The following is an 11949-nucleotide window of genomic DNA, read 5'->3' as shown; positions in this document are numbered from 1 at the left end:
TACATTATTCTAATACTGAAAACATAGGTTTAGGAGCAAAGAATTAAAATGTAGAGAAGATTACAGTAAACTTCTGAGAATTGTGCAAAGTGGTATTATAATTATATATTTAATAGGTGAGTATGAACGCATGAATTCATCAAGAGAGAACAAAAATACTTTATATTCTCTAAAACATTCATATATTGTGAGTGTGTTTATTATTTAAACATGTTTTAGTGATTCAACATTCCTGAATTTTATTATAAATATTATGCAGGCCACAAATCCGGTAAACGTGGTAAAAAGCCATATTTCATATGGAACGGTAAAAAGAGTAAACGCCACCCCTCCCAGAGTTGGCCCTATAGCCCTCCCCACACTTAAAAACGCATTATATATCCCCATATTCTTTCCAATATTTTCAGGTTTTGAAACTGCTGAAACCATTGAGTATCCTACAGGGAATGCAAAATCTTCGCCGATTGTAAGCACAATTGTGGAAATAACCATTCCGATAATTCCAGTATCGAATGCATATGAAAAGAAGCCAAATGAATAAACAAAAGAGCCTATTGCAAAGGAAGAAAAGTTTCCTATTTTTCTGATAATTTTATATATGAATCCCTGCAACACTATTACGAATATACCATTTGTAAGGTATACTATGCCAAGCTGGTAGATTTTAATAGATCGGAATATAGTTGCATAATTGGTAAGTGTAACAGTTTCCTGGGACTGGACAACAAAGAGCAGAAGGGCAATCAATGATAACTGGATCAGCCATGTGTTGCTGGTAGTCAATGGTACCTTTCCGATTTTCCCATCATATTTTACATTCTTGAGGAACAGGCTAATTCCCAGTGAAATTATACCCATAATAAGCCCGAATACAAAAAGCAGGTGATACCCCCCAAATGATTCAATAAATCCACCTATTGCAGGGCCAAAACCCCATCCTATATTATTTCCAACCCTCAGTATAGAAAAGCCCTTAAGCTGTATATCTGAAGAACGCGATATAAGTGCATTGGAGGCAGGGGACATTATCGCATTTGCAATCATGAACATTATAAAAGCAACAGGATATAGAAGAGCTGAAAGTGAAACTCCTGGAACAAAACTCAATACTGCATATATGACAACGGAAATTGAAAAAGAAAAAATCATAGTTCCCTTGTAACCCACCCTGTCAGATATTGCGCCTCCATAAATATTAACCAGGGCTGCTATAAAGCCTCCTGCGGTAAATATTATGCCAACATATAGAAGGGATATATGCAGGATATCGTGCATATACAGGGAACTGTAAATCCATATTGAAGAATAGCCAAAACCTCTCACAGTTGAGGCGCCGGTTATTAGTGGAACGTTCCTTTCAGCCATTTCCGCAGAGATTCAATTCTTCAATATATACTGTTTGTTGACTCGGTGTCAGAATTCGTTATGGTTAAATATGCAGTATGTGGGATAGGGAAAACATACGAATGTTCTTTTATTTAAATGTAATACTTGCAATGTTCTCAAAAGTATTTTAGATACAATGTAGCCATAGAATCGCCTTAATTTCCCATATCAAATAATACTGAATTATAAAAGGAGTTAATTCAATATATCAGGTGAATATATTAAATATATCCCGCTCTTAATATTAAATGGTGAAAATTGGCGATATTCTTAGTATTACTTTGCCGTTCTCCTGATTATCTACTTGGTGTAGCAATGAAATTATACCCAATAATTTTTAATCGAATTATAATTTAATTATATCTATCACTGTTCGACGATTTGAGCTATTATTCTATTTTTAAATTTGATTTTTTATGATTGACCATTGGGGATTTCTGGGTATTTGAAAATTGTTCATTCAGTTTTACAATGGCTCTTATTACGCCTAAATGTGTAATTGCCTGGGGGAAATTTCCAAGGAAATCGTGGGTCTGCAAATCAATTTCTTCAGAAAATAACATTAAATGATTTGATAAATTTAATATGGTTTCCAGGGCGTTTTTCGCATCCTTTATTTTTTTCATTTTTATCAGGTCTTCTATATACCAGAATGACAGCAATAAAAATGCGTTATCGTCCCCCTTTAATCCATCATCCTCATTATACCTTTTAAACAGGTAATTGTTATGCATCAGATCACTTTCTATTTTTTTTAAAGTTCCTGTTATTCTATAATCATTAACCGGTAGAAAATCTGTTAATGGAATTCTGAGAAGTGAAGCATCTACATTAGTTGAGCCATAATACTGTGTGAATGAATTAATTTCGCTATTAAATCCATTTTTTAATATATCATTTTTTATTTCATCTTCTATCTGTTTCCATTCATTATACGGTGCAGAATAACCTAATGCTTTACCCATTATAATTGCTTCATGAAACGCAGTCCAGGATATAATTTTTGAATATACATACTGCTTTGGTTCCGTTCTAAATTCCCATATTGATGAATCCGGATACTTCCAAATTGATTTTAATGAATTTAATATGGAAAGGACAAAATCCCACAATTGTATGGTAACCATACCTCCTGCCAGATTAAACTGGTAAATTGCATTTATAATTGAACCGAATTGATCCAGTTGTAACTGGTCTCCAGCTTTATTGCCAATACGCACCGGAGCCGAATTCATATACCCGGAATAATCTATTATTTTTTCATCGGTAGTATCCGAGTCGTCAATAGAATATATCGTTCTTAGTTTCTGGTCCCTATTTATTCTATACAGTAAGTCATAGAGAAATTTTGTTGCTTCGTCATTCAATCTGATCAGTGATAATGCTTCTATTACATAAGCAGTGTCCCTTATCCAGGTAAACCGGTAATCCCAGTTTCTTTCACCACCTATGGATTCGGGTAAACTTGATGTCGGTGCTGCTACCATCATACCGGTGGGTTCATAAAATAAGCCCTTCAGTGCCAGTGCCGATCTAACAATATACTTGTGATATAATCCCTGATAATAAATAGTATTCGACCAATTTTTCCAGTAATTTCTTGTGTACTCCAGCAATTTATATGATTTATACTCATCAACGTTGCTTAGATGGTTAATGTCTGTTGATATTACAATCCACTGAAATGAACCTTTATTTAATTTTATATTATCATTATAAACCATAGTTTTATTTTTATTTAACTTAAAATTTGTTGATATCCCTATATTTCTCTCTGTTCTATGAAATAAGTACCCATTTTTATCTTTTTCAATAGAAGGTATTTCCTGCCCATAGTTAAACGACGGTTTAAAATATAATTTTATTGTGACGTCATCTAACGCTTCAACAAATCTATGTATTTCCGGAAAATTCGTAGTTGAAAACTTTGATGCAGGTAAAAAGTCAGTTAATTTCAAGATTATATTATTGTCTTTTATGAATTCTGTAATCAATATATTTGTAAATTCCTCGTAATACTGGTTAATTGTTGTGTTGCACAGTGGCTTTACCATTAAATAGCCGCCCTTTTTATAATCTAATATAGAATCAAAAATAGGTATGGAATTAAAATTTGGAAAACATGCCCAGTCAATGGTACCATCAGCCCCTATCAAAGCAGCGGTCCTGTTATTGAATATTACGCCATGGTTTTGAATTTTTATATAATTATTATCTGTTTCTTCAGGGGAACTTGTAACGTTGCTAGTAACCACCATTTATAGATAATTTAATAAAAATATTAATATGTATCCTTTCCACATTTTTATAGAGTTGATTTATAGATATGTTTTTGAATTGCATTTAAAGGGAAACTCACCTTCCAGTATTCATCCTGCCATATTTATTTATGGTCTTATTTTTATGCATTTTATTTTTTTCTACTTCAACTTTGCATTATGATTTTAACCATAACTCCATAATGGCAATGTTCCCGGAATATTGATTTAACTTTGTAGTTGAATCCACATTGATGAGCATATACCATCTTAAAAATGTATTATTTTTTATAAACTAATGGTTTATCTTGCTATTAGCATAACTACTTGATATTTCGTTTATATATTTCATATCCTCATCCTTTAAGTTCACATTCAGTGCATTTATATTGTCGTCCAGATATTTTATATTTGTTATTCCCAGGAGCGGTATAATCTTAATATTCAATTCTGCACCTCTTTTTAATAGCCATGCTATAGCAAGCTGGGATAGGGTAATATCATTTTCATCCGCAAATTCCTTTAATTTTTTTACCGTATTCAATGTTCTATCTATTTCATTTTGTAACCCAGAATAGTATGTTATTCTGGAACCTTTTCCGTAATTGTTTAAGTACTTCCCTGCAAGTATTCCCTGGTCAAGTGGTATATATGCAAGCAAGCCTAAGTTGTATCTCTGTGCATATAAAATTTTATCATTCTCAATTTTCCTGTCGAGTATATTATAAGCCTCCTGCATTGTTATAAAATTATTTAAATTATATTTTTCTGACAAATTCATAAACTCCGGGATATCACAGGCATTAACATTGCTCATGCCTATATACCTGGAGAGGTCAAGGTCAACTATATGGCTCATTGCCTTTAATGTCTCGATTAATGGAGTATCATTATCTGACCAGTGGAACTGGTATAAATCCACATAATCTGTTTTTAGCCTTTCCAGTGAACTCTTAATACCGTGCATTATATGTTTTCTGGATAGGCCGGATGAATTAACATAATAATTCATAGGTCCAGCTACCTTTGTAGATATAACCAGTGATTCCCTATCATAATCTTTTATAATATTACCAAGAACCCTTTCTGAGTTGCCTGTGCATTCTATGCAATCCTCATTATTTTCCACCCTTCCATGGTAAATATCTGCTGTATCATAGAAATTTATTCCAAAATCATATGCTTTCTTGAAAATTTTCTTAAATTCTTCCTCATTTACAGATTCAACCTTATTAACAAATTGCCCAGACCCTGGCAGATGCCATGTACCTATGGCCACTGTAGAAACTTTTAATCCGGATTTTCCAACATTAACATATTTCATTAAATAAAATTTATAATCCCTATTTAATACTTGGGATACCGGATAATTGTGGGACACAGAAAATTAATACATAATTTAATGTTAATCCTTCTTGAATTTGCCTACATACAAATCATGAACCGGTCAAAAAGATAAAAAAATATCCTGATGGCAGAGTCCAGTATGGCAATTATATTCAGATACAAAAATGTTCTAAGTAAACCATAGAATACCCGGAATCGCCAGCAACCTTAAAAGGCACTAAACACAATGGAATAAATCCAATGGTTCATGGTTTAAGGGGAATGATTTATTTTTTCCCAAATCACTCTCCTTTCTTTATAATGTCCACTGCCCTTTTTATTTCTTCAACAGATGCTTCATTTTCCAGTGTGCTGATATCTCCTGGCAATTGATCCAGGTAAACTGCCTTAATTACCCTCCTCATTATTTTTCCACTTCTGGTTTTCGGCACTGTACTCACTATGTGAATTTCCTCCGGAACCATAATTGGGCCGAGATTATTCCTTATCCTTTTTTTAATATTCTCTATTAATTCAGGGGATTTTTCATATCCATCTTTTAATGTTGCAAATGCAACGATGGTATCTCCTTTTACCGTATCCGGTTTGCCAAATACAGCTGCTTCAGCTATTTCCTTCATGGATACTAAACCGTCTTCTACTTCAATGGTACCAATCCTGTGCCCGGATACCTTCAAAACCTCATCCGATCTTCCCAGAAGCCAGTAATACCCATCATCATCCTGAATGGCATAGTCACCCATGAAATATTTGCCTTTGAATTTTGAGAAATATGTGTCGATGTACCTTTTATCATCATTATTCACTGTGAGCATCAATCCGGGCCATGGCTTTTTAATTACTATATACCCCTTTTCCCCTGGCTTCACATTCTTTCCATTTTCATCCAGGATTTCTGCATCTATACCGGGCATAGGGAACGTGGCCGAACCTGGTTTTAGATCGGGCAATCCTAGCCTGGCTGAAGGTGATATTGTGAAACCGCCCGTTTCAGTCTGCCAGTAGGTATCAATTATGGGACATCTGCTCTTTCCAATTACTTCATAGTACCAGTGCCATGCTGCAGGATTTATAGGTTCGCCAACTGTGCCCAGGGTCTTTAAGGAAGATAAATCATGTGATAGTGGATATTTTTCCCCATATTTCATTAACAGCCTTATAGCCGTCGGTGAAGTATATAAAAGGTTAACGCCATATCTTTCAATAATCTCCCACATCCTGTCTGGCTTTGGATAATCTATAGCCCCTTCATACATTACAGACGTTAAGCCAAGCAATAAAGGTGCAAACACTATATAGCTATGCCCGGTGATCCATCCAATATCAGCAGCACACCACCATCTATCCTCGTCTTTCGGATTAAATGCCCATTTTAAGGTATTGGCAATCCAGACAGGATATCCTCCGTTGGCATGTAAAATACCTTTGGGCTTTCCTGTAGTTCCTGAGGTATACAGAATAAATAATGGGTCATTTGAATCCATTTGCTCGGGCTCTACATATCCATCTTCTATAATGTCATCATAGTAATAATCACGGTCCGGCTCCATGTCTATTTCTGTATGTGTGTTTTTCACTACAATTACATTGTCCACGCCATTGCTAAGGTCTATAGCCTTATCAACAATATTTTTTAGCTGTATAATATTGCCTTTTCTATATCCCCCGTCAGCAGTTATAATTGTTTTAGAATTTGAATTATTTATTCTCTCAGCCAGGGCCTGTTCACCGAAACCGGAGAATACAACATTAAATACCGCACCTATTCTCGCACACGCCAGCATTGCTATTGGTGCTTCAAGGATCATTGGCATGTATATTGTAATTTTATCTCCTTTTTTTACACCGAGGTTTAATAATCCTCTGGCAAATGCATTGACCCTCCTGTATAATCCAAAATATGTTACAACCTTTTCCTCTCCTTTCTCCGGAACCCATATAAACGCTACTTTGTTCCGCTTTTCGTTCTGTATGTGCCTGTCAAGGCAATTATATGACAGATTAGTTTTTCCGTTGATAAACCAGCGGTAAAATGGTTTTTTAGAGTCATCAAGTACTTTATCAAACGGCTTAAACCAGTCTATTATCCGTCCATTTTCATTCCAGAATCCGTTAACATCTTTTAAAGACCTTTCGTATTCTTCAAAGTATTTGCTCATGTGCACTTTGTATTTTTCATCCATTGGCAAAGTATCTTTCATAGATAAATATAGGATTGACACATATTTAAATTTTGTGAAATAGGCTATATAAATAAATACGTCAATAGATAGATAATTTTTGTAAATTTTTCTCGTTTACACGTATTTTTTCCTAATACTTACTTATATAATTTTCCTCCATCGAACCTACATGCTGATAATTAGTTATTAGATTCCCGGTGTAATTCGTCTCCAGTAAATTTTTCAAAAGAAAATGTAAGCTGAATATTGTTAGGCACTATTCACATATAATATTAAATTTTAAAGTACTACTAGCAGAGAATGAATTTTATGCTGAATATTAGTGTATCTCGTATAAATCGATTGATATTATATGGTGCCTTTGAGAATCGGGATATAAGATTTGGATTTCCAGTTCTCAATTTAAGTTCGTTGATTATATAATATGCTCCTGGCTAGCTGCAGATGCTCTTATAGTATTATGAAACACAGAGAAGGTGGTATAATGAGAACTGGCACAGGCTATAAAAAATAATAACAATATAGTAATGTACCATACAATAAATTTTTATATAAATAATGATTAATTTCGTTAACTGTAACAATCAAGTTGAATTGTTGCAAATAAGGGAGTGTAAATATGGATGAAACTGAAAATGTATTTGGAACGGTTTTTAAGGTAGACCCTGCACCACTTGGATTAACTGGCTTTGCGCTGACAACATTTATGCTCAGTTTTGTCAATGCCGGAATTATTGGGTCAAAGGGTGGAACTGGAATGGCAATTTCCTTTGCTTTTGCTTACGGGGGCATCGCCCAGCTTATAGCAGGCCAATGGGAAATGAGAAGGGGGTCACAATTCGGTTTTGTTGCCTTCTCAACTTATGGGGCATTCTGGCTATGGTACGTATTTCTAGAGGTTGCGGCCCATTTTGGTGTTATCACAGTTACTAACGAGGCACTTGGTATTTCATTGATTCTGTGGGGAGTATTTACCCTGTATATGTTTGTAACAGCAATCAGATTAAATATGGGACTTATGTTTACTTTCCTGTTCCTCTGGCTTACGTTCTTCTTCCTGGGTGCCGGCGCAATGTCAGGCGTTGTAATAATAACTCACATTGGAGGATATCTTGGAATACTGGCTGCAGCATTTGCTATATATACTGCATTCGCCGTAGTTACTAACAGTAATCATGCGGGAAGAATACCACTTGGCCCTGGCCTGGGCAGTAAAAAGAAGTAAATTTATTATTTATTTTTTATATAATAATTTAATTATGTTCTATACCAAATATTAAAATGCACCATTATTGACATATTAAGAATACTATAGATTGCTTTACAAATTTATCCATATGATTATTGATACTAAAGGCTATATACGCTGTCTCCTGCGCCAGGAATGAAATTCACACACCACTGGATTTTAATAACCCCACAATTCACCCTAGATTTTTTATAAATGTAATTCAACACATCCTTAAATATTTTCATCAGATTTGTTATCTATGTATAATGATTTAAAAGGTAAAAATGTCCTTGTTACAGGTGGAACTAAAGGTATTGGCAAGGCCATATCATTGGGATTTGCAGTTGAAGGTGCACGGGTTATCTCAATATCAAGGCACACTCCAGAAGATACTGATGATCGAATTACCTACTATAATTGCGATGTTTCCAGTAGCAACGATGTAAAAAGTACCATTGAAAATATTCTTTCTAAATTTAATACTATAGATATTCTTGTTAATAACGCAGGGATAGAAGAGTATGCAAGTCTTGATAAAACAGATGAAGGCATGTGGGATCGAATTATGGACATAAATGTTAAAGGAGTTTATAATGTATCAAAGTACTGCATTCAGGAAATGATAAAAAACCATGGTGGCAATATAATAAATATCTCATCAGTCCAGGCAAATATTATAACAAAAAACGCAGCTGCATATGTAACATCAAAGCATGCGATAATAGGTTTAACAAAGAGCATAGCTCTGGATTATGCTCCTGAAATAAGATGCAATGCTGTATTGCCAGCCACAATAGATACACCTCTGGTCAGGAAAGCAGCTATTCTGGAAGTCGGCAACAATGAAGAAAAAATTAAAGAAAAAATAAGGGAATGGGGTTTGCAGCATCCTTTAGGAAGAATAGGAAAGCCTGAAGAAGTTGCAAATACAGTATTATTTCTGGCATCAAACCAGTCGTCATTTATAACCGGAGCATCAATAATGGTGGATGGGGGTTTAAGCATAAAAGCACCTATAAGCACACCTGACGAATAAGAAACGGGAATAAATATTAATGTTGCGCCACGATAATTTAATAATTTATTCACATTAACATATTATGGCATTGAATTTTAAACTGGCAGAAATTATACTGGAATCAAAACCAGATAGATTCTGGAAAATATTAAAACAGATAGGGGTTAATGACGCAGTAGGAGTATTGCCAAGGAATTATAATGATTGGAGAAAGTCTACAGAAGACGAGCCCTGGGATTATTACCCCCTGATGAAATACATGAATATGTTGCAGGACAGTGGATTAAACTTGATTGCCATTGAAGACAACCCTCCGATGAATGGAATTATGTATGGCAACAGCGACAGGGAAAAAGAAATCGATTATATTTCTAAAATGATAGAAAACATGGGTGAATTGAACATAAAAATCTGGTGTTATAACTGGATGGCCGGGTCAGGATGGTCGAGGACAAAATCAGATATTATAGGAAAAAATGGTGAGTATGTATCTGGCTTTGACTATAATGACATAAAAAATATAGAACCACCGGTGATGGGAAAGATTGGAAAAGATGAATTATGGAAAAATCTAAAATATTTTCTTGACAATATTATCCCGGTAGCTGAGGAAAACGATGTGAAGCTGGCAATGCATCCCGATGACCCGCCCATAGAAAACTTCAGGGGGATTGATAGAATAATGAATTCTATAGAATCATATGATAAACTGTTAGAATTAAATAGAAGCAAATATAATGGCATAACACTTTGCCAGGGTAATTTCACCCTTATGACTGATAACCTTCCTTCTGCAATAAGGCATTTCAATGACAGAATATTTTTTGTGCATTTCAGGGATGTAAACGGAAATAAATATAATTACCAGGAAAGCCTGATAAACGAAGGCAGGACCGATATGGCTGCATGCATGAAGGCATATAATGATATAAATTACAATGGCATAATGAGAGTTGACCATACACCAACCCTGGAAGGGGATATTGAGTTAGTTCCAGGATATTCATATTCCGGAAGAATATATTCTATAGGATACATTAAGGGATTAAGAGATAGCATATCCCGGCCATAAATATAATGCATCCATATTCTTTATTTCCAGTAATAATGAGTCTCTCTTATCTATTAGGGTTTACCTTTGCCCAGTAAGACTATAATCTGTATAATTCCTATTATTATAAGGGATAATGCTACTGAAACATAGAATAATGACAGGAAAGAAAGAATATTTATATGGTTATATCTGCCTGTAAGATATGAGGCACTTGAAAGCACGCCAAATGGGAATACTGCTCCCCAAATAGATATTTTATAATTTAAATCAATACTGTTTTTGATTATTTTCAGGATAGAAAATAGAATTAAAAACACGGATAAACCCACAGAATAGGCATAATCCACTGTTACAATCCAATGAATCAATACATAGAAGCTATTGCCATGTAACCCATAATTTTCTATTATCAGTGTTCCGGATACCGTTGTTAGGGAAGATATCCCTGCATAGATCATATAAAATCCATTTAAACTCTTATAGTTGAAATATTTCTTATAATTTTAGGGTGTCTCACATTTTAACAATTGACGATTTTCATTATCCTCCTTGGTTTTTCTCCCAGTACCCTGTTTGATATTACCATGAGATTGTATGCAATGGCCTTTAATCCAATTGCAGTATCATAGTCCCTGTTCACAGTGTACCAGATATACTCTGCTTTCATAATCTCTTCAAGTATGCTGAAGGTACGTTCTATTTCCCACCTAAGAGGATACATTGAAGCATATTCTTTTCTCAGGTCAATGCCTATTTTCCTGTTTACTGGTAATCTATTATCTACTATCCCTCTTCTCTTATTGGTATCAATTACAGGTAGAGCATGTGTATTTTCAAATATATAATCATAAATATCTGATGCATCGTAAGCTGAATCTGCAAGAATATATGAGAAGTCTCTCACAGAATCCACCATATCATGCGACACATGTGAATCATGCATATTTCCCTTTGTAATAAGCCATTCCATTATAATGAGAGAATCTATATCTATTGACATATGGCATTTTCTACCATAAGACCATCCCTTTGTGGTCTTTGACCATCCAGATACAGGGTCTTTATAATTACCCCATACTTTTCTCCTCATTGCAGTTGAATGCTTGCATGTATGGATTATAAATGAATCTATTGCAGCTATGGATTCAACTGAATAAAGATAGGTAATTTCGTTGTTTATAGCATGGAGGTCTATCATCCTTGCCCTCCTTGAAAGGGTCTGGAAGCTTGGTATTTCTGTGATACCAGCCATTCTGATATATTCCTCATGGTTTGTGAGGAATATTCTGGCTGATCTATAAGATATATTGAAAATCTGTAAAACTATCAGTACCTTCAATATCTGTCTATCTGTGTACTTTCTTTTCCTGTCATCAGGCGAAACAATATTATCTATGATTTCCATAATCAATGGGATTTGCTGTGAGGGCATATCCCATTATTGTTTTTTTGTTAATAATGTTCGACATTTG

At 34.6% G+C, this 11949-nt stretch carries 9 protein-coding genes; 3 read left to right on the top strand and 6 right to left on the bottom strand.

Annotated elements, in window-relative coordinates; translation table 11 throughout:
- Positions 1-204: 204 nt before the first annotated feature.
- From FACI_RS00500 to acs, 4 genes are all read right to left on the bottom strand, one after another.
- Positions 205-1365 carry an MFS transporter gene (locus FACI_RS00500; protein ID WP_009886121.1) on the bottom strand — a complete coding sequence of 387 codons (1161 nt, stop codon included), beginning with the start codon at positions 1363-1365 and terminating at the stop codon, positions 205-207.
- A 410-nt stretch (positions 1366-1775) separates the two neighbouring features.
- Positions 1776-3644 (bottom strand): glycoside hydrolase family 15 protein, encoded by a 1869-nt coding sequence (locus FACI_RS00495; protein ID WP_009886120.1) that lies wholly within the window; start codon positions 3642-3644, stop codon positions 1776-1778.
- A 295-nt stretch (positions 3645-3939) separates the two neighbouring features.
- Positions 3940-4968: an aldo/keto reductase gene (locus FACI_RS00490; RefSeq protein WP_009886119.1), complete on the bottom strand. Its 1029-nt coding sequence runs from the start codon at positions 4966-4968 to the stop codon at positions 3940-3942.
- A gap of 304 nt (positions 4969-5272) precedes the next feature.
- A complete protein-coding gene (gene acs, locus FACI_RS00485) occupies positions 5273-7192 on the bottom strand; it encodes an acetate--CoA ligase (RefSeq protein WP_009886118.1) in 1920 nt (639 codons plus the stop codon).
- A 601-nt stretch (positions 7193-7793) separates the two neighbouring features.
- Here acs and FACI_RS00480 point away from each other — a divergent pair.
- The 3 genes from FACI_RS00480 to FACI_RS00470 all read left to right on the top strand — a co-directional run bounded on the left by FACI_RS00480 (position 7794) and on the right by FACI_RS00470 (position 10495).
- Positions 7794-8399, top strand: coding sequence for an acetate uptake transporter (locus tag FACI_RS00480; protein WP_009886117.1), 606 nt, complete (start codon positions 7794-7796; stop codon positions 8397-8399).
- Positions 8400-8664: 265 nt separating this feature from the next.
- Positions 8665-9441 (top strand): glucose 1-dehydrogenase, encoded by a 777-nt coding sequence (locus FACI_RS00475; protein WP_009886116.1) that lies wholly within the window; start codon positions 8665-8667, stop codon positions 9439-9441.
- Between the two features lie 64 nt (positions 9442-9505).
- Entirely contained in the window at positions 9506-10495 is a 990-nt protein-coding gene (locus FACI_RS00470; RefSeq protein ID WP_009886115.1) for a mannonate dehydratase, read from the top strand.
- Positions 10496-10548: 53 nt separating this feature from the next.
- Here FACI_RS00470 and FACI_RS00465 read toward each other — a convergent pair whose 3' ends face one another.
- The gene (locus FACI_RS00465; protein WP_009886114.1) at positions 10549-10935 is read right to left on the bottom strand and encodes a TDT family transporter; all 387 of its coding nucleotides are present in this window, start codon (positions 10933-10935) and stop codon (positions 10549-10551) included.
- 62 nt (positions 10936-10997) lie between these two features.
- Complete coding sequence (locus FACI_RS00460; protein ID WP_019841306.1) at positions 10998-11909, bottom strand: transposase; 912 nt, start codon at positions 11907-11909, stop codon at positions 10998-11000.
- Between the last annotated feature and the right edge of the window lie 40 nt (positions 11910-11949).

Origin of the sequence: Ferroplasma acidarmanus Fer1 (assembly GCF_000152265.2) — an archaeon.
Lineage (GTDB): Archaea > Thermoplasmatota > Thermoplasmata > Thermoplasmatales > Thermoplasmataceae > Ferroplasma > Ferroplasma acidiphilum.
This window is presented reverse-complemented; position numbering and strand designations above follow the sequence as displayed.

Excerpts from the sequence above, each read along its gene's own strand:
- FACI_RS00480 (WP_009886117.1), top strand. The coding sequence starts at position 7,794 with ATGGATGAAACTGAAAATGTATTTGGAACGGTTTTTAAGGTAGACCCT.
- FACI_RS00470 (WP_009886115.1), top strand. The coding sequence starts at position 9,506 with ATGGCATTGAATTTTAAACTGGCAGAAATTATACTGGAATCAAAACCA.
- acs (WP_009886118.1), bottom strand. The coding sequence starts at position 7,192 with ATGAAAGATACTTTGCCAATGGATGAAAAATACAAAGTGCACATGAGC.
- FACI_RS00460 (WP_019841306.1), bottom strand. The coding sequence starts at position 11,909 with ATGCCCTCACAGCAAATCCCATTGATTATGGAAATCATAGATAATATT.
- FACI_RS00500 (WP_009886121.1), bottom strand. The coding sequence starts at position 1,365 with ATGGCTGAAAGGAACGTTCCACTAATAACCGGCGCCTCAACTGTGAGA.
- FACI_RS00490 (WP_009886119.1), bottom strand. The coding sequence starts at position 4,968 with ATGAAATATGTTAATGTTGGAAAATCCGGATTAAAAGTTTCTACAGTG.
- FACI_RS00475 (WP_009886116.1), top strand. The coding sequence starts at position 8,665 with ATGTATAATGATTTAAAAGGTAAAAATGTCCTTGTTACAGGTGGAACT.
- FACI_RS00465 (WP_009886114.1), bottom strand. The coding sequence starts at position 10,935 with ATGATCTATGCAGGGATATCTTCCCTAACAACGGTATCCGGAACACTG.
- FACI_RS00495 (WP_009886120.1), bottom strand. The coding sequence starts at position 3,644 with ATGGTGGTTACTAGCAACGTTACAAGTTCCCCTGAAGAAACAGATAAT.